Origin of the sequence: Prosthecobacter gellanilyticus, from assembly GCF_007992435.1 — a bacterium.
Classification (GTDB): Bacteria; Verrucomicrobiota; Verrucomicrobiia; order Verrucomicrobiales; family Verrucomicrobiaceae; genus Prosthecobacter; species Prosthecobacter gellanilyticus.
This window is the reverse complement of sequence record NZ_BKAG01000071.1, coordinates 1-24,907: the sequence shown is the minus strand read 5'-3', so window position 1 is coordinate 24,907 and position 24,907 is coordinate 1. Positions and strand designations below refer to the sequence as shown.

General features: G+C 60.0%; 25 protein-coding genes. 5 read left to right on the top strand and 20 right to left on the bottom strand.

Annotated features, from left to right (window positions below; all coding sequences use genetic code 11):
• Positions 1 to 166: 166 nt before the first annotated feature.
• A complete protein-coding gene (locus BGE01nite_RS26905) occupies positions 167 to 1,516 on the top strand; it encodes a Gfo/Idh/MocA family protein (RefSeq protein WP_246145810.1) in 1,350 nt (449 codons plus the stop codon).
• A 77-nt stretch (positions 1,517 to 1,593) separates the two neighbouring features.
• On the opposite strand, the gene BGE01nite_RS26900 is transcribed toward BGE01nite_RS26905, so the two are convergent.
• The 7 genes from BGE01nite_RS26900 to mprA form a co-directional block, all read right to left on the bottom strand.
• Positions 1,594 to 2,373, bottom strand: coding sequence for a sugar isomerase domain-containing protein (locus BGE01nite_RS26900; RefSeq protein WP_146855688.1), 780 nt, complete (start codon positions 2,371 to 2,373; stop codon positions 1,594 to 1,596).
• Between the two features lie 25 nt (positions 2,374 to 2,398).
• Complete coding sequence (locus tag BGE01nite_RS26895; protein ID WP_146855686.1) at positions 2,399 to 3,298, bottom strand: ROK family protein; 900 nt, start codon at positions 3,296 to 3,298, stop codon at positions 2,399 to 2,401.
• A 6-nt stretch (positions 3,299 to 3,304) separates the two neighbouring features.
• Positions 3,305 to 4,102 (bottom strand): SDR family NAD(P)-dependent oxidoreductase, encoded by a 798-nt coding sequence (locus BGE01nite_RS26890; protein WP_174770064.1) that lies wholly within the window; start codon positions 4,100 to 4,102, stop codon positions 3,305 to 3,307.
• A 128-nt stretch (positions 4,103 to 4,230) separates the two neighbouring features.
• A complete protein-coding gene (locus tag BGE01nite_RS26885) occupies positions 4,231 to 4,914 on the bottom strand; it encodes a hypothetical protein (protein ID WP_146855685.1) in 684 nt (227 codons plus the stop codon).
• A gap of 200 nt (positions 4,915 to 5,114) precedes the next feature.
• Complete coding sequence (locus BGE01nite_RS26880) at positions 5,115 to 5,870, bottom strand: SDR family NAD(P)-dependent oxidoreductase (RefSeq protein WP_146855683.1); 756 nt, start codon at positions 5,868 to 5,870, stop codon at positions 5,115 to 5,117.
• Between the two features lie 28 nt (positions 5,871 to 5,898).
• On the bottom strand, positions 5,899 to 6,549 hold the full coding sequence (locus BGE01nite_RS26875) for a hypothetical protein (protein ID WP_146855681.1): 651 nt from the start codon (positions 6,547 to 6,549) through the stop codon (positions 5,899 to 5,901).
• A gap of 70 nt (positions 6,550 to 6,619) precedes the next feature.
• Positions 6,620 to 7,987: an MprA protease, GlyGly-CTERM protein-sorting domain-containing form gene (mprA, locus tag BGE01nite_RS26870; protein WP_146855679.1), complete on the bottom strand. Its 1,368-nt coding sequence runs from the start codon at positions 7,985 to 7,987 to the stop codon at positions 6,620 to 6,622.
• Positions 7,988 to 8,176: 189 nt separating this feature from the next.
• Here mprA and BGE01nite_RS26865 point away from each other — a divergent pair, with 189 nt between their 5' ends.
• Positions 8,177 to 8,737, top strand: coding sequence for a CDP-alcohol phosphatidyltransferase family protein (locus BGE01nite_RS26865; RefSeq protein ID WP_146855678.1), 561 nt, complete (start codon positions 8,177 to 8,179; stop codon positions 8,735 to 8,737).
• A gap of 6 nt (positions 8,738 to 8,743) precedes the next feature.
• Here the strand turns inward: BGE01nite_RS26865 and BGE01nite_RS26860 are convergent, their stop codons facing one another.
• Entirely contained in the window at positions 8,744 to 9,484 is a 741-nt protein-coding gene (locus BGE01nite_RS26860) for a hypothetical protein (RefSeq protein WP_146855675.1), read from the bottom strand.
• A gap of 108 nt (positions 9,485 to 9,592) precedes the next feature.
• Here BGE01nite_RS26860 and BGE01nite_RS26855 point away from each other — a divergent pair, with 108 nt between their 5' ends.
• The 3 genes from BGE01nite_RS26855 to BGE01nite_RS26845 all read left to right on the top strand — a co-directional run bounded on the left by BGE01nite_RS26855 (position 9,593) and on the right by BGE01nite_RS26845 (position 13,441).
• On the top strand, positions 9,593 to 10,285 hold the full coding sequence (locus BGE01nite_RS26855; protein WP_146855673.1) for a class I SAM-dependent methyltransferase: 693 nt from the start codon (positions 9,593 to 9,595) through the stop codon (positions 10,283 to 10,285).
• 187 nt (positions 10,286 to 10,472) lie between these two features.
• Entirely contained in the window at positions 10,473 to 11,255 is a 783-nt protein-coding gene (locus tag BGE01nite_RS26850) for a hypothetical protein (protein WP_146855671.1), read from the top strand.
• Positions 11,256 to 11,371: 116 nt separating this feature from the next.
• Positions 11,372 to 13,441, top strand: coding sequence for an FAD-dependent oxidoreductase (locus BGE01nite_RS26845; protein ID WP_146855669.1), 2,070 nt, complete (start codon positions 11,372 to 11,374; stop codon positions 13,439 to 13,441).
• A gap of 103 nt (positions 13,442 to 13,544) precedes the next feature.
• Here BGE01nite_RS26845 and BGE01nite_RS26840 read toward each other — a convergent pair whose 3' ends face one another.
• The 12 genes from BGE01nite_RS26840 to BGE01nite_RS26780 form a co-directional block, all read right to left on the bottom strand.
• Complete coding sequence (locus BGE01nite_RS26840; protein ID WP_146855667.1) at positions 13,545 to 14,231, bottom strand: MBL fold metallo-hydrolase; 687 nt, start codon at positions 14,229 to 14,231, stop codon at positions 13,545 to 13,547.
• Entirely contained in the window at positions 14,221 to 14,694 is a 474-nt protein-coding gene (locus tag BGE01nite_RS26835; protein WP_146855665.1) for a CYTH domain-containing protein, read from the bottom strand. The genes BGE01nite_RS26840 and BGE01nite_RS26835 overlap by 11 nt, the downstream gene beginning before the upstream one ends.
• A gap of 70 nt (positions 14,695 to 14,764) precedes the next feature.
• Positions 14,765 to 15,133 (bottom strand): hypothetical protein, encoded by a 369-nt coding sequence (locus BGE01nite_RS26830; protein WP_146855663.1) that lies wholly within the window; start codon positions 15,131 to 15,133, stop codon positions 14,765 to 14,767.
• Positions 15,134 to 15,234: 101 nt separating this feature from the next.
• Positions 15,235 to 15,579 (bottom strand): hypothetical protein, encoded by a 345-nt coding sequence (locus BGE01nite_RS26825; protein ID WP_146855661.1) that lies wholly within the window; start codon positions 15,577 to 15,579, stop codon positions 15,235 to 15,237.
• 8 nt (positions 15,580 to 15,587) lie between these two features.
• On the bottom strand, positions 15,588 to 15,947 hold the full coding sequence (locus BGE01nite_RS26820) for a glyoxalase superfamily protein (RefSeq protein ID WP_146855659.1): 360 nt from the start codon (positions 15,945 to 15,947) through the stop codon (positions 15,588 to 15,590).
• 4 nt (positions 15,948 to 15,951) lie between these two features.
• Positions 15,952 to 16,830, bottom strand: coding sequence for a nuclear transport factor 2 family protein (locus BGE01nite_RS29960; RefSeq protein ID WP_218033110.1), 879 nt, complete (start codon positions 16,828 to 16,830; stop codon positions 15,952 to 15,954).
• A gap of 40 nt (positions 16,831 to 16,870) precedes the next feature.
• Positions 16,871 to 17,143: a hypothetical protein gene (locus tag BGE01nite_RS26805; protein ID WP_146855655.1), complete on the bottom strand. Its 273-nt coding sequence runs from the start codon at positions 17,141 to 17,143 to the stop codon at positions 16,871 to 16,873.
• Positions 17,144 to 17,157: 14 nt separating this feature from the next.
• Positions 17,158 to 18,879, bottom strand: a complete 1,722-nt coding sequence (locus BGE01nite_RS26800; protein ID WP_146855653.1) for an ABC transporter ATP-binding protein — start codon at positions 18,877 to 18,879, stop codon at positions 17,158 to 17,160.
• Between the two features lie 183 nt (positions 18,880 to 19,062).
• The gene (locus BGE01nite_RS26795) at positions 19,063 to 20,157 is read right to left on the bottom strand and encodes an ABC transporter ATP-binding protein (protein ID WP_170267097.1); all 1,095 of its coding nucleotides are present in this window, start codon (positions 20,155 to 20,157) and stop codon (positions 19,063 to 19,065) included.
• Between the two features lie 55 nt (positions 20,158 to 20,212).
• Entirely contained in the window at positions 20,213 to 21,046 is an 834-nt protein-coding gene (locus BGE01nite_RS26790) for a hypothetical protein (protein WP_146855649.1), read from the bottom strand.
• 3 nt (positions 21,047 to 21,049) lie between these two features.
• Positions 21,050 to 22,228 carry a lipocalin-like domain-containing protein gene (locus BGE01nite_RS26785; RefSeq protein WP_170267096.1) on the bottom strand — a complete coding sequence of 393 codons (1,179 nt, stop codon included), beginning with the start codon at positions 22,226 to 22,228 and terminating at the stop codon, positions 21,050 to 21,052.
• Complete coding sequence (locus BGE01nite_RS26780; RefSeq protein WP_146855645.1) at positions 22,225 to 24,765, bottom strand: FtsX-like permease family protein; 2,541 nt, start codon at positions 24,763 to 24,765, stop codon at positions 22,225 to 22,227. The genes BGE01nite_RS26785 and BGE01nite_RS26780 overlap by 4 nt, the downstream gene beginning before the upstream one ends.
• Between the last annotated feature and the right edge of the window lie 142 nt (positions 24,766 to 24,907).

The window sequence follows — 24,907 nt, the reverse complement described above, 5'->3', positions numbered from 1 at the left end:
ACTGTTCTGCGCTCCATCTCAGGAGAGATCAACAATGAGGTGGACAGGAGTGTCCACTCTCCCCTCGGAGCCGTGCCTATCTCGCTGCTGGTGCTATTGTGGCCTAGTTTGATCGTCTCATGCCCTCTGTGAGAGAATGCTGGCGCGGGGTCGTAGTGTTCCCGCCATGCCTACCGACCGCCGCTCCTTCCTCAAGACCACGTCCCTCGCTGCCAGCACGCTCGCCTTTCCGGCGGTGGTGAAGTCAGCCAGTCCGAATTCAAAACTCCAGGTCGTCTCCGTGGGCGCGAACGGCATGGCCTTCAGCGACATCAAGAACATCGGCTCGCATGCCAAGGTGCAGTATGTCGGCTTCTGCGACATCGACAGCACCCGCTTTGACAAGGCCGATGCCGAGCATCCCGGCGTGGCGCACTTCACCGACTTCCGCGAGATGTTCGCGAAGCTGGGCGACAAGATCGACGCGGTGAACGTGGGCACACCAGATCACATGCACGCGAAGGTGGCCATCGAGGCCATCCGCAAAGGCAAGCATGTCTACTGCCAGAAGCCGCTCGCGCACACCGTGTGGGAAGCCCGCCAGATGCGCCTCGAAGCCGCGAAGGCCAAGGTGGTGACGCAGATGGGCAACCAGATTCATTCCAACCTCGAGTATCGTCTCGGCACTCGTCTGATCAAAGAAGGTGCCATCGGCAAGGTGAAGGAAGTGTACTCCTGGGTGGGTGTCACAGGCAATGAGCGCAACAAGCGGCTCGCGCCTGCGCCTGCTGGCAAAGTGCCTTCGCATGTGAACTGGGATCTGTGGATCGGCGTGGCTCCGATGCGCGACTACGCGCCATGCTACCACCCCTTCGTCTGGCGTGACTGGCAGGACTTCGGCGGTGGTGCGCTGGGTGATTTCGGCTGCCACATCCTGGACCCTGTCTTCACCGCGCTGGGTCTGAATGCACCGACTCACATCACCGCTGAAAACAGCGGCGTGAACGACCAGATCTGGCCGACGAACCAGACCATCGAATACGTTTTCCCGGGCAACTCGCTCACCGCAGGCAAGACACTCAAAGTGACCTGGATGGACGGTGGCCTGCGTCCGGATCGCAAGATCGCCAAGATGCCAGACAACCTGGATCTGCCGAAGAGCGGTTCCGTCTTCATCGGTGAAGAGGGGAACATGGTGCTGGCGCATGTCGCCGGTCCGCGTCTGTATCCCGTGGAGAAATTCACCGGCTTCAAGTATCCCAAAGAGCAGGGCCTGAGCCATTGGCACCGCTGGGTGGATGCCTGCCTCGGCGGCGAGCCAACCACCGATGGCTTTGACTATGCCGGACCTCTCGCGGAAACCGTGCAGCTTGGCAACGTGGCCACGCGTCTCGCAATCGGCGAGATCGACCAACGCACAGGCCGTCCGCTGGATCTGAAGACACTGGAGTGGGACACGAACGCCTTTGCCTTCAAGAACAATCCAGCCGCCGACAAACTGCTGACGAAGACCTACCGCGAAGGCTGGGCGATCTAACAGTTCGGAGCCCCGCCTTTAGGCGGAACGAAGATCCTGCGTGCCCATACGTTCCGCCTAAAGGCGGCGCTCCGAACTCATGCGCCCAATCCGGCGTAGTATGGGGCGATGCGACGCGCATGCTCGTCATACGCTGCTTCGAAAAGCTCGGTGGCTTTCTGCACGCCGACTAAGACTCCAGCAGTGAGGACTTTCGGAGGCTGGCCGGCTTGAGTGAGGCGTTGAGCAACCTCAGCTTTGATGGCGTTGACCAGCAAGCATCCGCCAACAGTGCTGCCAGGAGCCACGGGAGTTTCGAGACCTTCGATGCTCACCATGGCATCTCCCACAGGAGCGCCGGTATCGAGCACGATATCCGCGAAGTCTTGGAGCTTCTTGCCACCAGGATGGCGGGTGGTGCTGGCCTCCGCGTGATCGCGTGAGATGATGGCCACGACCTTCACACCGCGACGCTGAAACTCCTCCGCCATCTCCACTGGAACGACGTTGCAACCACTGGAGGAAACAACCAACGCGCTATCACCCGCTTTGAGGTCAAAGTTCCGCAGGATGCGTGCGGCAAGGCCGCTGACATTCTCGAGGAACATGGCCTGGCGCTGGCCGTTCGCACCGACCACAAGGTTATGAAAGGTCAGGGAGAGCTCGACGATGGGATTGAAGCCTGGAAAAGAGCCGTAACGCGGCCACATCTCCTCCACGAGGATGCGGCTGTGGCCCGAACCAAAAACGTGCACCATTTGTCCCGCCAGGATGGTCTTCGCGAACATGTCCGCCGCCTCCTGGATCTGCGGAAGCTGGGTGCGGACGGTATCAATGATGAGGGAAGACTTGGTGAGGAAAGATTCGGCGGGGGACATGGCGAGGTCGGTTAACGGTGGGCGGTTAGCGGTTCAGACAATGATAGACGCAGCCATAGGCACCGGCCCATTCGCCAGCGGTGGCGAGGGCAATACGGATGCGGTGGCCGCCGGGTGCCCATTCGAAGTCGTCGAGATAGCTCTGCAGCGGCTGCATGAGCTGGTCTCCGGCACCGGAGGCGATGCCACCACCAAGAATGACCAGCTCAGGGTCCAGCACGTTCACGAGAGAGACGATGCCGACGGCGAGATAGCGCACGGATTCAAGCCAGAGAGTTTGGGCTTCAGCATCGCCTGCGGCAGCAGCGGCGACAAGAACATGCGTGTTCTCATACTTGCCTGCACCGCGCTCTTGAAGGGTCTTGTTGCCAAGGAAGGATTCAAGGCTGCCGGGAGTGTTAAAGATGTCCTTGGGTGCGTTCGCATCCACCGTGATATGACCGAGATGGCCGCCGCGACCGATGTGCCCCTTGAGCAAGCGCCCCTCACTGAGCACCGCCCCACCCACACCCGTGCCGAGGGTGATCATGAAGACGTCCTGGCAGCCTTTCGCAGCACCGATCCATACTTCGCCTAACAAGGCGGCATGAGCATCATTGAGCACGCGGGCCTCGCGGCCAAGGAAGGCGGACCAGTCGAGTTTTTCCAGGCCATGCATGCGCCCGGGCATCCAGTCGATGCAGCGGCCGTTTCGATGGGCGAGACCGGGCGCGGAGAGTCCGACGCATAGCTTCCCCTGCCCTGCCTTTGCTTCGAGCTCATGCACGATGTCCCGCACGGTGTGGGCAAAGCGCGGTTCATCCCCGACGAACTCGCCATCCAGGGTCGGCCTGGAGATGCTGGCGATGAGCGATGATGAATCACCATCAATGAGCGCGGCCTTGATGTTCGTGCCGCCGAGGTCGATGCCAATAGCCAGACTCATGATTGGTTAGGCTAGCCTCCCTTCACTGACTGTCCAGCCACCATCCACGGCAATGACCTGGCCGGTGATGAATTTTGAAGAGCGCGAAAGCAGGAAGAGCGCGGCGCCATCGCAGTCCTCCGGCACGCCCACGCGACCGCCATCGAGCGGCTGCTTCACAGCCACGAAGTCCATGATGGCTTCATTGCCCACGGCGCGGCGAGACATGGGTGTCTCCACCAAGGCCGGTGCGATGACGTTCACGCGAATGTTTTGCGGTGCGTAGTAGCTGGCGATGGATTTGCTGAAGCCAAGAATGCCCGCCTTCGCCGCCGCATACGCATGACTGGCAAAGAACTCTGGTGACGGCGACCAACCGAGCACGCTGCCCATGTTCAGGATGCAGCCTCCACCGCCCTGCTTCATGAACTGCTTCACCGCAGCGCGGTTTGAAAGCATGATGGAGCTGAGATTGAGATCGAGCGTGTAGCGCAGGCCTTCGTCGGTCATTTCGTGCAAGGGGCCATCACCTTTGGACCGGCCGCTGCCGCCTGCGACATGGTAGAGCGCATCCAGACGACCAAACTTCTCCACCGCGAGAGCCACGGCGTGCTCGGCGGTTTGCGGCAGGGTGGCATCCCCCGCGAAACCGCGCGCACCGGGACCGAGCAGGAGCAGGGCTTCCTCCACATTCTCCTCGGAGCGGCTGGAAACGACCACCTGGGCACCGCTCTCAATCAAAGCACGCGCCGCGGACAAGCCCAGCCCAGTGGTGCCGCCCATGACGACCACCACCATCCCTTCGACATCGTATCTCACGCTCATTGAGGGGGATCTAGACAGAGTGCCTCGGGTTCACAATGCCAAACTGTGGATGACAATTCCGCGAGTGGGATGGGACATGGCCGCCTGAGGCGGAATGACGAAACCAGAATGACGAATGACGAAGCAGGTCACTTCGCGGCCTTCTTCTCTTCGATGTCGAGTATGTGGATATCATCCCAGGGTACACCCTTGTAGTCCAGGAGCATAGATTCGGGCAGGGTCAGGCTGTCGCCAACCTCACGGGTCTTCACGATGGAGATGCTGCCATCCACCAAGCCAACGAGGATCTTGTTACCCCGCCAGACACGACCGCGAACGGGCTGATTGGCAGAGCCTGGCTTCCACTTTGGAGGCCAGGTGGAGTTCAGCGCATTTTCATAGATGACGGGATGAGCATCCTGACTGTGGGTGGTCAGCCCGCCGAGCACTACCCAATGATTTTCGCCAGGCTGGACGGCCCTCTCAAACTCTGGAGCCTCGCCGATGAAGCCATCCGAAACGTAAGGGCTGATGTATCCGCCAAACAGGTTCTCAGTCTCCACATATTCATGTTTGATCAGTTCTCGGAATGTCTGGTTGGATGTGGTAAGCTTTGCGCGCACATCGGGAAAGGTGCTGCCATTGTCATTCGCAAAGACCTTGAAGGCAAAGATGATGTCTTTGCCTGACTGAGCTTGCCTGTTTCGGTAGGCGAGATCGATGACACTATCGTGAATGACACTTACCAGGAGAGGTGTCAGACAGACTGCGAGCAGCACACAGAGCCACTGCATCCAGCCCCATCCCTTCCTTGGCTTTTCAGGTTCGTTCATGGTGAGATGGAATCACAAAAACGACACGGATAGCAAGCCTTTGAGGGAGTGCGGGCACAGCGCCAAAGTAGTCATGCGCTTTAGCGCGTGACCATCTGGCATCACGCTTGAACCTGTTTTGCCGAGGAATCAGGACTTGGATGCGCACTCCACCCGAGTGCGGGCTGAAGCCCTGCACTACTTTGGCGGGGCTGCGCCGCTTAATACGTCGCTCGTCCACCGGAGAGGTCAAAGACGGCACCCGTGGTGAAGGAGCAATCTTCGGAGCAAAGCCAGGCCACCATGGCCGCGGCTTCTTCTTTCTGACCGAAGCGGTTCATCGGAATTTTAGAGAGCATGTAGTCCACATGCTGCTGGGTCATCTGCTTCAGGATGTCAGTCTCGATCACCGCAGGCGTGATGCAATTGACGAGGATGTTGGACGTGGCGAGCTCCTTTCCAAGAGACTTGGTGAGACCGATCACACCAGCTTTGGAGGCGCTGTAGTGGGAGGCGTTGGGATTGCCTTCTTTACCGGCGACGGAGGCGATGTTGACAATACGGCCGAAGCCGTTCTTCAGCATCTGCGGCACCACTCCGCGGCAGCAGAGAAAGGGACCGTTGAGGTTGATGTCCAGCACACGCCGCCACTCTTCAGGCGTCAGTTCCCAGAGCTTGGCATTGTTTCCGGCAATGCCGGCATTGTTCACCAGCAGGTCGATCTTTCCCAAAGCCGCGAGCGTGGTCTGCACGGCGGCCTCCACGGAAGCGGCATCGGTCACATTCACCTGGGCAGTAGCGACGTTGCCGAGAGACGAGAGACTGGCTTTGGCCTCGCTCAGCGCGGTTTCATCCACATCCCAGAGACAGACAGAGGCACCGTCCTGAAGCAGACGCTTGGCGATGGCGTAACCAATGCCACGAGCGCCACCTGTGATGATACCGACACGACCTGAAAGCGGGAGGGAGGAAGACATGAAGAGGATGAGGAGAGGGGGGATGAGATCAAAGCATGCCCGGCTGCCAGCCAGAGACCTCGCCGGTGGCGGGACCGGAACCGGGGCGTGGGCCTGAGCTAATACGTGATCTCATGTCCTGATCATCCAAAGCACGATCGACAGCATCCTGCAGGGCCCCGGAAGCCAGGTCTCCGAGGAGCGGCACCGGGGAGCCGCTGCCAGGGATGTAGGCAGAGCTCTGGCGCTCGCCCGTGTATGTTTCACGATGCAGCACACGGCCGGTGCCGGCATCCAGGATGCTCACCCGCAGGCGGGCATAACCATAAGGATGAACGAGGAGCTGGCAGCGCAGATCCAGGATCTCCCCCGTCACGATGTAGCGTGCTCCGGAGCGCTGGGAGAGCATGCCGCGGCCCTGCAAGGCATAACCAAAAGCATTGGTGACCATCTCCGCCACCGGCACGCGGCTCTGCACATGCTCCACCGGTGTGCCGATCTGCGTGCGCACAGTGCCGAGATCATGCTCGCCCACATCACGACGGTCCGTGAAGGCCTGGGTCACAAACTCTGGCGCCCCTGGCATGATGTGGCCGGTGCTGGAGGCGTAGTCGAGACTGATCTGGCTGGTGGTGGTGCAACTGGCGAGCAGCAGAGAGCTGAGCGCTGCGGCGAAAAGACAAAGGCGTGAGGGCATCATGACGCCGTTAATGGACGGCAAAGGCCTGAGGAGTCAAAGTCATTCTCCCCGCACTCTTCCGGGATCCAGCTCAGCGGCGACGGCGAGCGAAGCTCAGCATTCCCGCGATGGCAAGCAGCAGCGCGCCAGCCGGCTCAGGCACCGGGGCAAACTGGTTGTTCATCACCGTGTTGGCGATCTGGTCTCCGGCTGCGGCCGCATCCAGCGCATCCTTTTCAAAGCTGATGCCTCCCCAGACGGAGCTGTAAGTGGCTTCCAGCAGTGCATCCGCGAGGCTGCTGAAGGTGCGGGTCATGTCAGGGAAGCCATCACCATCCGTGTCAAAGCTGACGCTGAAGGCGTAGTTCGTTCCGGCGAAGAGTTCCAGAATAGGGACCGCTGAACCGGCAAAAATGCCCTGCTCCGCAAAGTAAGAAGGCATCTCGGGATTCCCCAGCAAAGCTGCCCACACGGGATCTGCGATGGTCAGGGCATTGCCATCAGCGCCGCCGTTTTGGATCGCCTGCTCTGGGTTCCAGAAGTCCTCAGTATACTTCGTGTCCACGGCCACGATGGCGGCATCTGCCAAGGCCACGTTCAGCGCGGCATAGAGACGGGCCGAGTCCTCCAGGGAGAGGTTCTGCGAAGTGACGACGCCCTCCGCAATGCTGGTCCAGATCCCCACATTACTCGTGGTGCCCTGGGCGGCATGCCAGAAGAGAGCCGCATCTGTCTGTGATTGAGTGCGCGTGCCGCTCGTCGCCGAGCCGATGTCCTTCACCGCATTGTAGTCCGTGGCATACGCGTTGGTGGCGATGTAGGCCGAGTTCGTCATGCCCAGTGTGCCGCTGAAGCCGGCGGTGCCTGAAATGGCAAAGGTACTCACATTTCCCCACCCGGGAAGCTGCGCGGAATCAACCGCCGACTCAGTCCAGTGGCCCGCGCTGCCCACGGGGCTGTAGAGCGTGATATCACTGGCATCCGCCCAGCCGTCATTGCTACGCCAGTTCAGGATGTCATTGCCGACCAGAGAGCCGAAATTGATGCCTGAGGCCAGGCCGGGATCTCCCCCTAACGTGCTCAGCTGATTCGAGTAAAGATTGAAGAAGGTCGGCTCCATGGACTGATACAGTCCTGACAGAACCGTGTAGGCCGCCGTGGCCGTGGCTGCCTGGATGGAGGCTCCTGGTGCTGCCGAGCCAGAGGGGCCGGTGTAGGTGCCCTGGGTGTAGAGATTGTAGTTCCCGGAGATTCCTTCGACCGAGTTGTAGATGGCCGTGCTCAGCATGGCCATCGTGCGGGAGATCTCGGGTGAGATCTCGCCGGAGTCGCGGCCTGCGACAAGGGCCGCCTGATTCCAGTCACTCAGCCAGTCCGCGCGCGCTGGTCGATGCCAGCCCGCCCAAAGCAGCAGGGCTGCCACGGTAAAGCGAAGACGGTGAGACCGGGAGAAAGGCATATCAGTGTAAAATTTATCTCGGATATGCGAAATAATCAATGTTTATTATAAATTTCATAATAATTTCCCTTTTTAGCTCCTTTCTCCGCCGGGGACGGCTCATGAGACTTTCTCTGCGGGCACCGCCGTGTGCCTTCCACCTAGGGGGACACCGTTTGCCGCCCCGTCTTTCCAGGCGTAAGATGTGCTGTGACCTTCGCCACCCAGATCACCATCTTCCGCATCCTGCTGATTCCCGTCTTCATCAGCCTGGCGATTTATTATGGGCAGAGCGTGATCATCGGCACCCCGGACGAATCCCTGCGCTGGTGGACCATCATCACCTTTGGCACCGCCGCCCTCAGTGATGCCGTCGATGGCTACATCGCCCGTCATTTTAACCAGATGAGCAAGCTCGGAGCCATCCTGGATCCGCTGGCGGATAAGCTGATGCTGCTCTCCGCCATCATCACCCTCAGCTTCACCGGCTGGCGAAATCACTTTCCGCTGTGGTTCCCCACCCTGGTCATCTTCAAGGATCTGGTCAGCATCGGCGGTGCGTTCCTCATCAACAGCCTGGCAGGCCGCTGCGAGATCAAGCCGCACTGGACTGGGAAGGTCTCCACCTTTGCCCAGTTCGCGGCCGTGCTCTGGCTCATGCTGGAGATCCCCTTCCTCATCTGGCCCACCGTCATCGCCGGAGCCTTCACCGTGATCTCCGGCTTCCTGAATCTCGCCGCCGGAGTGCGGCAGGTGAAGGATGCCGGGTGAGTCATCTCAGTCTTCCCAGCCAATGCGCTGACGGTTGGCCTTGTAGAGCAGCCCCATGAGCCGGGCATGGGCGATCAGGAAGAACGCCGCGCCCGAGCTGGCAATGATCGCCCGGAAGAATGTGGACTGATCCGCTGACTGCATGTTCCAGACGATCTGGAAGGACAAGGGCACCAGTGTCAAAGCCGGACCCGCGATCAAGAACAACCAGCCGCTGCGAAACATCGCTGGCATGATGCGCTGGGGCATGACCATGGAGAAATTGTCAAAGACGACCAAGGCCAGGATGCCCAGGCAGAAATACTCACAGCCAAAGGCCGCCGCCAGCTGGCTGCCCAGCAGGCTCGCCTGCTCATGACTGACCATCTGCCAGACCAGGATGGCTGGCAGCCAGGCGATCCCCGCCAGCCCGAGAAGACTGGGAATGGAGCTCCACAGTCCGTCCGTGTTCATCGTCACCTGCTGCCAGGCCTCCTTTCCCCAATCCGTGAGCGTGTGCTCGATGATGGTGAAGTAGCAACGGATCACCAGCCCGATGAGAAACAACGCGCCAAAGATGAGGCGGCCGGAAATCACCACACGCCCATCCGTGGTCGCGCCCATGCTCACGCCCAAAAAGATGAGGAAGCCTGCGGAGCACAGCACCAGCATGAGCCACCACATCAAGCGGCTGAAGGGGTGGCTCAGGGCATCCAGCAGGATGGGTATTGGCGCTGGGGTCTTCGTCTTTTCTTCTTCGTCAGACATGAGTGTGGGGGATAACAAGGATTTCTCCCGCTGCATAGCGGCAGGATTTCTGCGTGGCAAGAATCGTATGACGGGCCGTGCATCTTGGTTATGCTCATCTGCCCTAGCATGCCTGACGACGAAACGACTCTCTTCCGCCAATCCTGGACCCTCTACGATGCGCTCTCCGAGAAGAACTACATGTTCCATCGGGAGATCTATGCCTGCGTGGCCGCAGTCTTGAAGGAGCGGCATGATCGTGGTTTCGAGTCCCTGCTGGACCTGGGCTGCGGCAATGCACGCTTTCTCGCGCCGTGCCTGCTCGGCTCGCCGCCAGATCGCTATGAAGGCATTGATCTTTCCGCGGCCGCGCTCGATGAAGCGCGCGGCTATTTGAAAGGGCTCGCTCAGTTTACTCTGCATCAGGCAGACATGCTGGAAGCCATGGAGGGCAGGCAGGATCAGGTGGATGTGATCTTCACCGGCTATGCCGTGCATCATCTGAACTTTGAGGCCAAGCAGCGCCTCTTTCATGCCTGCGCACGTGCGCTAAAACCCGGCGGCCTTTTCCTCATGGTGGATGTGGTCCGCGAGGAAGGCCAGAGCCGCGAGGCCTACCTGGAAGGCTACCTCGGCACCATGCGCACGCAGTGGACGGAGGTGCAGCCCGCGCATCTGGACGAAGCCTGCGCACACGTGGCCGCCTTTGATTTTCCAGAGACGCTGAGCGACCTCACACAGATGGCGAAGGAGGCGGGCCTGAGCCAGACCCGCCTGCTGCAGCGGCATGCACAGCATCATGTGATGGTGTTTGAGAGGTAGCGATCAAGGGGTCGAGGGATCTAGCCCTTGAGAATCTGGACTGGCCTAGCTTGAAAGCTTGGCTCCTGGCCTCTTCCATCTCGACAATCTGCCGTAACCTGTGTCATCCTCAGGGTCGATGACAGAGACTGATCCGCCACCGAACAAAAAGTGTGCCAGAGGCATGCAGCCCCTGCCCAGGGGCGGCATGCTCGCTCTCTTAGTGTTGCTTCTTCTCCCCGTGTGGCTCGTCGGGGAGCAGGCGCTGCTGGCCCGGAGCAAGGCTACCGCCCCCGTGGTCAGCATCTCTGAAGATGGCAAGGTACGCATCCGTGGAATTGTGCTCCGTCTCGGTACCGACGGCCTGCCACCCGCAGCGCTGGCGGAACTGGAAGGTGCCCCGCCGGTTGAACTTCCCGCCAAACATGAAAAATCGGAGCCTGGGTGCACTGATGTTTGCATTCGCACGCTCGTCACGCGCACCTGGCACTATCCACGTCTCGGTCTCACCCTCCAGATCCGACGCACGCCCTACATCGATGGGTCCGGACAAGCCTATTACCACTCCTGGCTAAAGTTCGGGGAGAACCATCCCGGCACGCTGGAGCTGCGCGGACATCGTTTGTGGTTAGGCCAGTCCACTCTCTTCGATCCAGGACTGCGGTCGAGCGATCTGCTCCCGTTGCGGCGTAAGGAAGACGGCATGCCGATGGATGACGGGTGGTTCTTCTGCGTCGGCGGCACTTATGTGAGCGCTGTGTACGCCTACAACTACAACTGGGACCCGAGCTGGCTGGATGAACTTATCCTCGACCTGGGACTCAATCCCAACATCAATAACCCGCTGCTGGATGCAATGCTTGTGAACCTGCCCTCACCGGACAACTTTGACTCCGCAGTGTGGCCCGCCGAGCATGTCGTGAACACCTTCGAGCCCATCCCAGGGCGGGAGATGCCCGCTTTCATGAAGGCAGCCCAAGCACCTCAATAGAAAAGGCGCTGAATAATCAGACTTGTGATCTTCCGGAGAGTTCACAGCCTGAGATGCATTGCTTTGAATCTGGTTGAAAGAGCCTGCCTGCTTGGCCCGGCTACTCCTTTCCAATCATGTTATTCCGATTCACTGCCTGCACTCTCCTCGCTGCCACCAGCCTGTCCGCCGCGGACTCGGCGGATGTCGTCATCTATGGCGGCACTTCCGGTGGCATCACGGCCGCCATCCAGACCGCGCGCATGGGGCGCACGGCCATCTTGATCGAGCCCACAAAGTTCCTCGGCGGCCTGACCACCGGCGGCCTCGGTGCCACGGACATCGGCAACAAAAAGGCCATTGGTGGTCTCTCGCGAGAGTTTTACGGAAACATCCACAAGTACTACAGTGACGCCGCGAAGTGGAAGCAGCAGACACGCGACGACTACTTTGCCAAAAAACATCATGGCAACTCCGGCGCTGAAACCACCATGTGGACCTTCGAGCCGCATGCCGCCACGGAAGTCTATGATGCCATGCTCAAGGAAGCCGGCAGCAAGGTCACCGTGATCTTCAGCGAGCGTCTGGACCTGAAAAAAGGCGTGGTCAAAGACGGCGCGAAGATCACGAAAATCATCATGGAAAGCGGCCGCGAGTTCACCGCGCCGATGTTCATCGATGCCACCTATGAAGGCGACCTCATGGCCAAGGCCGGTGTGAGCTATCACGTGGGCCGCGAGGCTAACAATGTGTATGATGAAGAGCTCAACGGCGTGCAGGTGGGCCACAGCAAGAGCCACCAGTTCACCAAGCAGGTGGATCCCTATGTAAAGAAGGGTGATCCCTCCAGCGGACTGCTGCCAGGCATCGAAAAAGATCCAGGCGTGGAGTTCAGCGGTGACAAGAAGGTGCAGGCTTACAACTTCCGCATGTGCACCACGGACGCGCCGGAAAACCGTCGTGACTGGGAGAAGCCCGCGAACTATGATGAACGCTGGTTTGAGCTGGCGCTGCGTAATGTGGAGGCCGGAGATTCCCGCATCTCCTGGGCTCCATCCTGGATGCCTAACCGCAAGACTGACACGAACAACAACTTCGCCATCAGCACGGACTTCATCGGCCAGAACTGGGACTACCCTGAAGCTGACTACGAGACCCGCGCGAAGATCTGGCAGGCCCATGAAGACTGGCAGAAAGGCCTGATGTGGACCTATGCACATCATCCCCGTGTGCCTGAGGCCATGCGCGCCGCCTTCCAGAAGCTGGGCCTGGCCAAGGATGAGTTCAACGACAACGGCAACTGGCCGCGCCAGCTCTACGTGCGCGAGGCACGCCGCATGATCGGTGGTTATGTCATGACCGAGAAGAACTGCAAACGCCGCGAGATCGTGGAAGACAGCGTGGGCATGGGTGCCTACAACATGGACTCCCACAACATCCAGCGCTACGTCACTGCCGAAGGTTTTGTGAGAAATGAAGGTGACGTGCAGGTCGGCTCCCGCCCCTATCCCGTCAGCTTCCGCAGCATCACGCCGAAGGCTGCGGAATGCACAAACATCCTCGTGCCCGTCTGCCTCAGCGCCAGCCACATCGCCTATGGCAGCATCCGCATGGAGCCTGTGTTCATGGTGCTGGGCCAGAGCGCCGCCACGGCGGCCATCCACGCCATCGAGCAAGGCACCATCATTCAGGGCATCGACTACGCGAAGCTCAAGGAGCGCCTCTTGAAGGATGATCAGATGCTCGACTTCGAATCGCCCCCCGCTCCAGAGGTGCACTCCATCAAGAAGACGGACCTCAAGGGTATCATCGTGGATGATGCCGAGGCTGTGCTGACCGGCTTCGAGTCCGAAGGCCACACCACCGGCGGCTTTGTGGAGGCGGGCTATCGTCATGACAGCGACTCCCTCAAAGGCGAGCAGAAAGCCAGGTTCATCCCTGCCCTGCCCAAGGCTGGCAAATACAGCGTCGCCATCAGCTACAGCGCCCTTTCCAACCGCGCCACGAATGTGCCGGTGACCGTGCACCACGCCGATGGTGAGACCGTCATCACCGTCGACCAGAAGAAAAAGCCCGCAGGCGCCAACAACTTCCAGCCGCTCGGCAGCTTCCGCTTTGAAGCAGGCAAGGCCGGCTGGGTGCAGATCAGCAACGAAGGCACCAAGGGCCACGTCATCATCGACGCCGCGCAGTTCGTGGCCGAGTGAGGATGCACCAGATTTGTTTATCTCCGGGTGCAGGCCGTGATGCCTGCACCCTTTTTTGTGTCTGTTCCAGACTTCTTCCCCACCCTTGGCCCCGCATCCGGGCCTAGTACATGGGAGAGCGGAGCAATTGCTTTAATCGCTCGAGATGAACTTCCGGAGAGGCCGTGTCAGCATGATTCGGCAGGACACCGCTGAGATCCAGTTTGAGAGCCTTCGCAGCACTCCTCCTCACCAGTTGGCTGTCCATGTTGAGGATCGCTGGAGGAAAATGCGACCATCGCCCATAACTCGCAAAGAGGTCAGCACAAAACAGCAGCTTCAAGCTCGCGCAGTAGAATCCTGAATGCCCCGCTGTATGACCGGGCAGATGAATGACAGCGAGCCCGTGCCAGATGTCCAGCGTGTCGCCATCGTCGAGCAAACGAGTCGGCGTGAACGGACGAAACCCGAGCAAAGATCGCCCAACCGCCTCCAAACATCCCGTGACTCGCGCGGCTCCGCGATACGAGGCGCGGCCTTCATAGTGAGCCATGTCGAGCCGGGGCGCGGCAATCCACGCGCCGGATTCCTCGGCCAGGCTGGCGACATTTAAAATGTGGTCCAGATGCCCATGAGTGACGATGATCCCAAGAATGCGATCCTTGTCCCAGCCTCTCTCACGCAACGCACGACGCAGCAGCCCCCGCCCGCCGATGAAGCCTCCATCCATCACATAGAGGCCCTTCGAATCTCGAAGGACATAGAAGTTGATGCCGGGCGCGCGGACTTGCAGGAGATCGTCACGCATCATGCGCCCACGTGGAATACGGACTCCCGGACAGATAGGAGTTCGTGTAGCGAGAGTCCGACGAGACCTCCTCGCCTAACCATGAAGGGCGCTCAAACGGAGTGTCCTCGGCAGGCAGCTCGATCTCGGCGACGATCAGGCCCGCGTTGCTGCCATGAAACTCATCGATCTCCCAGAGGAATCCCGCGATCTCAATCTCATGGCGCGTTTTATCAATCACCGAAGGCAGGCAGAGCTTGAGCAATTCCTCAGCATCGATCACCGGAACAGGATACTCAAACTCCGCCCGGCTGATCCCGCTCCGACGCCCCTTGATGGTGACAAAGGCCTGGTCTCCGATCAACCGCACACGCACCACGCGATCCGGATCACGGGACAAGTACCCCTGCGCAATGCGACGTGCCGAGGCTCCCTCCCGCCAGGCATCATGGGTCACCAGAAATTTGCGTTCGATTTCGACAGGCATGGGGAAAAGAAAGGTGAAGAAAGATGATGTGAGAATTCGGCATCAGACCGGGTTCTCGTCACATCTTGGATCAAGAAAGGTCACCTGGCGACTGAGACTGACAAAGCATCTTGATCGCAGCCCGCAGATCAGGAACGTCGTCAGGCATCGATGGCAGGACTTCCGTCAAATGCTCCCGGATGACTTCTTGGAGTTCATCCGGACGATAAATTCCAGTCTCCACCAACCTCCCCGCCGTCACACTCAGAGTCGCCATCCCGAGGAATGGCTTCCGAACCGTGGGATGCAACGGCAGCACCTGCAAAACCTGTCCGTCCGCATCCCAGGCGGAGTACAATCCCGCCTCAATGTCAGGTGACTCGAGATGCAGCGCCAACCTGGCTGGATCACGCCACCAGGAGACGCCATCATCAGCGCGGAGAATGATCGGGGAAGTCATTGAAAGTCACTCACGGGAGCAGGCATGAAATCAAGCACGGGAATGCAACCGGGGTCAAGCGTGCACGGACTCTGAGTCACAGGATCCGTGATGTCAGGGTTTTATTCGTCCGAGGTCCTGGCATAGCCGTGGAGCACATCCACATCATAGTATCCGAGGGTTGAGGAAGAGCCGCCCGCATAGGGCCGCTCTTCCTTGATCGTAATCTCTGCCCTCGGGATCCGCGCCGTCACAAACGAGTCCACTGGGCGCAGGAGGAAGTAGTGATCATGAGCATCAGATCCCCGGTAGCGGACTCTCTCGAGATTCGAATAGTTCGGCAGACTTTCCGCATACCAAGCTTCAAACTCTGCTCGTGACCAGACCCGATCGGAGGAGCATTGGGTGCAAAACAGCGCCAGCATAAACACTGGAACCACTAACAAACGATGATATAATTTCTTCATGACATGCATCAGGCCGCCGCATACAAAGTCAGGTGATTTCCAAACGGATCCGCGAGGTCAATCTCCCGGAGGCCCCAGGGCTGAAGCTCGGCTTTGCCGGGTTTGCTATACTTATAGTTCGCGGCGCGGAGACCATCGAGATAGGCATCCAGGTCGGGCGTCTCGATCCGCACGCGTGCGCCCGGGGCGCAGTCGCCGTGGTGCTCGGACAGATGCAGCACACAATCACCGCGGGAGATCTGCATGTAGAGGGGCATGCCCTCGGCGAAACGATGCTCCCAGTCGATCTTGAAGCCGAGGAAGGTCACATAAAACTCGCGAGCCTTGGTTTCATCAAAGCTGCGGAGAATGGGGATGGCGGGTTTCATAGGCTTACCCATCTGCCAGCGCTGCGGCTCTCCATGCCGATGGCCGTCGGAACCACGCTGACGAGTCGCTTTGAAAGAGAAGGATCAAAGCCCAGAGCTGCAGCCCAGCCTGCACGACATGGAGGCTGCCTGAGAAGGCGCTGAAACGAAAGGCATCCGCCATGTTCCCAGGCCAAAATGGTATCCCGACCAAAAAGGAAACCAGGAAGAGGATTCGTGCCCAGTTCTTGCCCATGCCGATCAAGGCAAAGAACAGCGCCATGATCACAAAGATCACCAGAGTCAAAAACACCAGTCGATCTGCGCTGTGGATCTTGGTCAAGGCGGAAGCCTCGATGCCAATCTTGAGAAACCCGACGCCCAGTGAAGCGTAAAGCAATCTCACGGCGAAGAGCACCTGACGGGGTCTTTCGGATCGATCGAGAGGCGAGTTCATGGCTACGGACAAGCTTGGCATGGAGCCCTCCCAGGAGTCAAGGAAACGGAAGACCAATCTGGCTGAACCAAGTGTAGCGATCAAAATAGCCGCGCTGGAAGGCGATCTTGCCATCGACGATGCGGAAGAAGCCGCAGCCACGCAGCGTGAAGGAGCGGCCTGTGGGTGGGTCTCTCCCAACGGCCCGGTGAAGGTGCCGCCGCCGTGCCACTCGATGATGGCCCACTCGCCATCTTCAAAGATGTTCTGCGGATGCGTGAAGTTGTCTGGAAAGGCTCGGAAGAATCCAATGAAGCTCTCCAGAAGCGCTGCCTTGCCACGAACCGGATCTCCCAGCGCCACCTGATGACTTTCCGCATCGTCATGATAAAGCGCCGCCAGCGCATGTGGATCACAAGCATTGTAAGCAGCGGCCCATTCGGTGAGAACTTGCTTGGGGGATTTCATGGTGAGAGCAGTAACACAATGCTGAATCAAGATACCAGCATCAAACCCAGACCTCTGATTTCAGCGGCACGTTTTCCAGTCCAACCTCGATAGGGATCAGCAACACCACATTGCGAGGCTTGTGAGGAGACCAGCAGTTTCGTATCAACTCGAACCCAGTAGCCACTGTGAGCAGATCAGGCAGCCCTGGTCTCTTGAGCATGACAGTGCTGCCTTCATGAATTTGCTTGCTGTCATCCTCGATTGCACCTGTCAGAGCCAATCCCTTCCCAGGGATTTCAAAACGATCCAACACTACAAAGATGCGCTCCATGGCGGGACAGAAGCCTACTTTTCTATCAATGATGTCTTGCACAGCCCCGCATACAGCCCGCCATGAGCCAGCAGCTCATCATGCGTGCCTTGCTCGATGATCTGGCCGTGTTCGAGGACATAGATGCGGTCCGCATGACGCACGGTGCTGAGACGGTGCGCGATCACAAAGCTGGTTCGGCCTTCCATGAGATGATCCAGCGCGGACTGGATCTGGCGCTCGGTCTCGGTATCGACACTGGCGGTGGCTTCATCGAGCAAAAGAATCGGAGGATTGCGCAGCAACGCCCGGGCAATCGAGATGCGCTGCTTTTCACCGACGCTGAGTTTCACCCCGCGCTCACCCACGTGGGTATCCAGCTGCTGCGGGAGGCGCTTCACAAAGGCATCCGCGTTGGCACTTGCGAGGGCGGCCCAGAGCTGCTCGTCCGTGGCATCACGGCGACCGATGCGCAGGTTCTCGCGCACCGTCCCGTTGAACATGAAGCTCTCCTGGGTCACGTAACCGATCTGACGGCGTAACGAAGATTTCTGCAGTTCGTGAACAGGCGTGCCATCGATGGTGATGATGCCTTCATCATACTCATAGAAGCGGGTGAGCAGATTGATGAGCGTGGTCTTCCCTGCCCCGGTAGGGCCGACGAGCGCGATGGTCTGCCCAGGCAAGGCCTCCAGCGTGATGCCGTGCACGGTGGGCAGCTTGCCACTGTAGCTGAAGCCGACGTTGTCATAGCGCACGTGACCTTTCACGGCGGGAAGCTCGCGCCCCTTGTTGGTATCGGCCTCAGGCTCCGCATCAAGGATGTCAAAGACACGCTCGCCAGCAGCGCGGCCACCTTGAAGGATCTGGTTGAGCTGGTGCAGCTGCTCGATCGGGTCGTAGAAGAACTTCAGCAGCAGCAGGAAGGCAGCGAGGTCTCCTTTCTCAATGCGGCCATCCTTCAAAGCGAGTGCGCCGACCCACAGCACGATGACCATGCCGAGGCTGCTGAGGAAGTGCATGCCGGGGCGATACACGGCCCAGATGCGCATGACGTGCAGCGTGGCCTTTTTCAGCGCTTCGCTGGTCTTGTTAAACCGGGAGAGCTCCTCGCGCTCCATGGCATAAGCTTTGATCTGGCGCATGCCGGCCACGTTATCGTGCAGCAGGCTGTTCATGGCACTGCTGGCCTTACGCACGGCGCGGTGACGGTCCCGCGAGGTCATGGTATAACTCATGGCGCCGATGGCGAGAAGCGGCAGCGGAATGAGTGCATAGAGCGCGAGCTGCGCATCTGCCTGAAACATGAACACACCCACGACAATGATTTGCAAGACGGCGACGAGACCTTGCTCGATGCCATCAATCAGCACGCGTTCGACGCTGGGGATGTCCTCACTGACAGTGGTCATGATGTCGCCGGTGGGGCGGTTATCAAACCAGCGCAGCGGCAGGGTTTGCAGACGCTCGTAGATATCACTGCGCAGATCGTAGATCACCTTTTGCTCAAAGGTATTGTTGAGCTGGATGCGCAGGCTGTTGAACAGATGCTGGGCAAAGTATGCCCCGAGCGCCATGAGCGCCAGCGGCGTCAGCCGATCCCACTCCCCCTTTGGCACCACGACGTCCAGCACCTCACGCGTGACCGCCGGAAACACCACCACCATCAGGGTACCAACGACGGCGCAGAAAAGCTGCGCGGAGGCCATGTAGGGGTAGCGGCGGAGGTAGGAAAAGACGCGGAGAATGGTTTTCACAGAGCGGGTGGCGGAAAGGGGGATACGCGTGGATACAACGATTGGGAAAGGAAAGTTGCCTGCCAGGTTTTTGGGCAGGACTTGGCTCTCTCGAATGGAGGAGACTTTTTAGACAGGATTAACAAGATGGCAGGATTTCAGGATTTTTCCGTTCCTGTGAATCCTGAGCTTGAAACCGGTGGCTCAATTGCCTTCGCGCTCCACCACGCGACCAGCCTCTGGCTGGAAGCTCACCCACCAGGATTGGCCGACTGAAACGGCGGCATGACCATGAGCGCGAGTGCGCTGGGCGTGGAGGACTTGCGTGCCGGCACGCAGGCGGAGGCGCTCGTGAGCCCCGAAGTAGATGACTTCCTCGACGATGGCCTGAAAGCAGTTGGCGCGCTCGCTTGCGGCGGGATGCTCGGTGGAGAGATGCAGGCTTTCAGGACGCAGCATGACGCGCACGGCATCGCCGGTTTTCAGATCACTGCCAGCCATGACGGCGGGGCGGCCGAGGCCGTCAATCTGGACGCGGACGAAGCTGCCGGGCATCATCTCCTGCACGGTGCCACGAAGGAAATTCGCATCACCAATGAAGCCAGCGACGAAGCCATTGGCCGGAGCTTCATAGAGTTCCGTGGGACTGGCGATCTGCTCCACGCGACCATGATTCATCACGGCGATGCGGTCACTCAAACTCAGCGCCTCGCCCTGATCATGCGTGACATAGATAAAGGTGGTGCCAACCTCGCGGTGCAGCGCATTGAGTTCACTGAGCATGTGCTGGCGCAGCTTGAGATCCAGCGCGGCGAGAGGCTCATCCAGCAGCAGCACCTGCGGCTCATTGATCAACGCGCGGGCGATGGCGACGCGCTGCTTCTGACCACCGCTGAGCTGCGCGGGACGCTTGCTCGCGTGATCGATGAGCCGTGTCATGGCGAGCATGCGCTCCACGGCGGCCTTGACATCCGGCTTCGAGCGACCTGCCATCTTCAAACCGAAGGCGATGTTTTCCCACACGCTGAGATGCGGGAAGAGCGCGTAGTTTTGAAACACCGTGTTCACGGGCCGCTTCTCCGGCGGAAGGTCGGTGATGTCCTGGCCAGCTAGCAGAAGGCGGCCGCTGTCCGGCTTTTCGAAACCGCCGAGCATGCGCAGCAGGGTGGTCTTGCCACAGCCGCTGGGCCCGAGGAGGGAGAAGACCTCTCCACGACCGATGTGCAGGCTGACGGCATCCACGGCACGCAGCGCGCCGAAGCTCTTGGAGACCTGATCGATGACGAGAAATTCGCTCACGCGCGGAGTTGTAACGAGCACGGGCGGATGGGCAATGATGGGTTCTCTGTGTGCCCTATTCAAAGCTCGACATGCCAGGTTCGAGGCCGTGCATCATGGGCTCGAGCAAACGATAGCCGCCGGGCAGCTCCACGCGGGCGAGCTCGCCGACCTCGGAGAAGTAGAGCTTGGCTTCGTAACCTTGCATGAGTGTGGCCGTGACGACGTAGCAGCGGCGCTGCTTGCCGGCGAGTTCGAGCCTGCCTTCACGTGCCTGGAGCTTGGCGGCGGAGGCTTGGGAGATCGACTTCATGTCCATCTTCACCGGCAGCATCTGGGTGATCCAGCCGGTGGCTCCGGGATTCTCGAGAAGGTTCTTGGCCATGTAGGTGTTCATGACAATCTGGCCGCTCTTCTTGATCTCGATCTCCGGCAGCTGGTCACCTTCCTTCCACGCAATATCGGCCTCCACTTCGGAGTCGGGGGCATTCACACGCACGCGGAAGCTTTTCCATTGCTCGGCCTCGATCAGTTCACCATTCAACTGGTAGCTGAACTCGATCTTTCCCGTGGGCCCTGGCAGACTGAGAGAACCACTGGCCACGAGGGCATAGAGCGGCTTCACGGCAGGATCCAGGCCTGCATCCATGCGCCGCAGGACAAAGCTCGTGTGACCGAGCTTGTCCTGGCCCTGATAGACATGCAGCGTGTTGTTAAAAGCGGCAGCCTCGGACAGGAAGAGGTCAAAGACCATGCGCACGGGCACCTCCGCAAACCGTGAGTAGTCTGGGAAATAGGTATCACGGATGATGAGCCCGGTCATCACCGCCCAGAAGAGAACCACCAATGCCGAAAGCAGCCGCCACAACATATCGGGACTGTGAGGGATCGGCGTGAAAATGGCAAGCAAGACTCACTTCCCGCCGAGATACCGCTGCAGATTTCCGGCATATCCCGCGAGCTCAAGGAAGGCGCGGCCGATGACCTGGCCATCCGCATCCAGAACATCGCAGGCGCCCTCCCAATAGGGAAGACGGGTGATTTCACCGCCTTGCTCCTGATCCTGAACGAGAGGACGGAGCTCGAAGAGATGGCCCTCGCTCTCAATGCGCACATGGTTTGGATAGGTCGCCTGCGTATGCGGGCTTTCCCAGGTCGCCAGCGGCTTCCAGGTGAAGCCATCATGCTTCACGGCGCGCAGGGATGCATCTTTCTCGATCCAGGTCAGCGTCGAAGCAGCATCCGTGCTACCATCGGTGCGGCGCATGCGATAGACCATGATCTCGCGACCATCCGTGAGCTGGATGGCCGCCCAATCCCAGCCGGCCTGGCCCTCATCGAGCTGGGAGCTGCTGAACTCATGATCCATCCAGGCTTCGCCCGTCACTGCATGCTCATTGCTGCCGATCTTGACGGAACCTCCTGCCTTGAGTCGTGGAAAGGTCAGGTAGTGGCTCGCGGCGCTCTCGCTGATGCCTTTTCGTGAGACGCCGTCTTTGCCGAAGATGACCACAGGCTTCGCGGCTTCGAGGTCAAGCTTGAGCACGGCCTCCGCCTTCACCGTGGCGGTGAGGTCTATGCGATTCGTGGCTTCATCGAGCTTGAGAGACCAGTTGGCGTTGCGCACGTCGAGCGTGGTGGATGAGGAGAAAGCATCCCAGCCTTCGCGGTTCAGGCGCTCCTCATGCATGAACTTTCCGGAGGCTGCATCGAGGAGAGCAGCGTGGGCGAGATGCAGATGGGTGACCTTGTTTGATGGATCACGGCTGGCTTGGCGGAAGAAGGTGACTTGGAAGCCGAAGCGTTTGCCTTGGGCGCTGTCGAGATGACCGGTGAGATACCGCCACTCCGTGCGGAACTCGGGATGGCTGGCGTGATCGCGCGGAAAAGTGAACTTTCGGTTAGGCTGAGGGAGGGCGAAGCCGTCGGGAGTGGTGGTTTGGGAAAGGAGTGTGGTGGTGAAGAAAACGAGGAAGAGTGGGAGTGCTCGAAGTGGGTGATTTTGGAGGAGACGCGTGCTCCACGCGAAAGCGCCAGAGGACTGGCGCACTCCAGGACGCTGCCGCGACTTCCATGAGCGGTGTGGTTTCATTCTTGTTCCTCCCAGCGCATTTTGGCGGCCCATTTCCCGACCAGCGAGGCGATCAGGGCCCCGACCAGGACGACCGCGGCGAGCAGGCCGATGATCTGTGCCCAAGGCACAGCGAGACCGAGAGTCCATCCGAAGCATTGTTTGTTAACCCGGTAGATCAGCAGCCAGCCGAGCCAGCCGCCGGAGACCAATCCCATGACGGCCCCGGCAATGGCGACGCCCGCGCCCTCCCAGGCACTGGTGCGGGCAATCTGACGGCCCGTCATGCCGAGTGAACGCAGCGTGCTGAGATCCGCCCGGCGCTCCAGCAGCAGGCTCGCCAGCGCGAGACCGAGGCCCGCGACGGCGACAAACACGCCAATGACCTCCAGCGCATAGGTGACGGAAAAAGTCTGGCGGAAGATGCGCAGGGCCTCGCTGCGCAGGTGCGCATTCGTGAAGACAGAGAGCCCCGGATGCCGCTCAGAAAGGCTTTGCGCCACGGCTTCCGCATTCGCACCAGGTTTCACAAAGAGGGCCACGCGCCAGGCCATGTCGCCCTCGAACCACTGGCGGAAGAGTTCTTCGGTGATGGTCACGGAACCGCGCTCATTCCCGTAGTCCGCATAGATGCCCGCGAGCTTCACACGATGGCCACCCGGCAGGTCGAGATCATCACCGACCTTCATGGAGTAGCGCTCGGCGAAGCTTTCATTCATGAGGGCGCCATTGTTCTGCCACCATTCGGAGGCATCGGGCTTTTGCACCCAGGCGAATATTTCATGTCGCTGCGTGTAGCGCGCATCCACGCCCATGACCATGGTGGGCGCGCCTTGCAGGGTGATCTTCCGCACATGCAGCGCGGCCACCTCGGAGATCTCCGGCAGCTCGCGCAGTTCACGCACGGTCTCCGCGCTGATCTGGTGCGTGCTGCTGGCGCTCTGCGCACCGGCGCTGGAGACATAGAGGTCGGCCTTCATCGTCCTTTCGATCCAGCCGCGCATGGTCGCGTCAAAGCTGGCCACCATGATGGCCATGCCCGCCGTCATGGCCACAGCGCTCGCCAGTGCCGCCACGGCGAAGCGATGCCGCACCGTAGGCTGGCGCAGATGGCTGATGCCCAGCCGCAGCGTGACGGTGTCCCAAACAGAACTCAGATGCCTCATGGGCCGGATGAGCCAGGCGGCCGCGAGGCCCGTGCCTAACAACCAGCATAGAGCAGCAGCATACGCAGCCAGCGGGATGCGTGTGCCGCCAGCGGAGCGCCAGGGGCCGATCTGGGCCAGCACCAGAGCCACGGCCATGAGCGCCCAGCCGAGCCACTCCGCACGCCACCACAGGCCGCCCGTGAAGGTGGCAGATTTACGACCCAGCATGTGCACCGGCGGAGTCCGCGCAGCCTCCCGCGCAGGCCACCACGCGGCGATCCAGCTGGTGACGAGGGCGATGCCCATGCTCAGCGCGGCCTCGCCCAGGTTCAAAGAAGCGCTCTGCACGCTGGAGGCACCGTAAAGGGCGTTCACCGTCTTACTGACCCCCACGACAGCGCCTTGCGCGCCTAACCAACCGATCAACAAACCAAGTCCGCCGCCGATGAGACCGAGCAGGATGGACTCGATCAAAAAAGCGCGCTGGATCTCTGCATCACGAACACCGAGAGACTTCAGCACGCCGATCTCCTCACGCCTGCGGATGACCACGCCATCTAGCGCCTGGAAGATGAGGTAGCCACCGACAAACAAGGCCAGGAGGGAGAGGATGGTGAGATTGAGGCGAAAGGCCTCCGTCATGGTTCCGGCGAGCGCGCGGCGGTCCTCCGCACCACTGACCTGCCAGCGGTCTTTGGCGATGCCTTGGAGCAGTTCGCCGCACTCTTCACGCAGTTGCGGAAAGGCTTCACCTTGCTGCACCACGACCTCAACGCGATCTACTTTACCTTCACGTTGCATCACTTGTTGGGCCGCTGGCAGGTCCATGATGAGCATGGTGTCAGGCAGGGCAGGCACACCCGGCACTTCACTGATCACGCCGCCAACTTTCAGCGTGACCACTCGCTCATGGATCACGACCTGGAGATCATCTCCCACGCGCAGATTACGCTTGTCACTGACCAGCACACCCTCGGGTGATCGCGTGCGGCCATCGAGGCCGGAGGGGGCTTGGCCTCGCAGGTTCAGCAGGCTGATGAAATCCGTGCCGATGAGACGCCAAGTTGCCTGGGAGCCGATCTCCCCTTTCCTGCCCGGCACATACGGCATCACAGTCTCCTCGACCACCGGCAGCAGATGCACAGGACGCTCGGCGAGGGCATCTCGCATCTCGCGGAGCCAGGCTTCCTGGAGTGCGCCCGTGGTGCCGGTGACGGTCCAGTCAGTCTGGCGTGTGATGCTGCTGGTGAACTGTTCGAAACCTGAGAGCGCCGCACGGTTTGCCAAGCGCATGGCGAGATACACGCCGGAGCCGAGCGCGAGAATGAGCACCAGGGCCACCTGCTGCCGCCACGCCATGCGCCAGTGCCGGAGAGCGCATTTTTGGAGGATGAGGCGGGTGGCGGGCATGCTTGGTACTGAGGTTACGCGTGAACATGGGATTGGCGATGGGTGCAAATGCTCTGCGATGGGAGAGACAACGCGAATGACGAGTTCGCAGGCTCATGCGAGCGCGGTTTAGCAGGCGGCTACAGAACTATATGTGCGCACG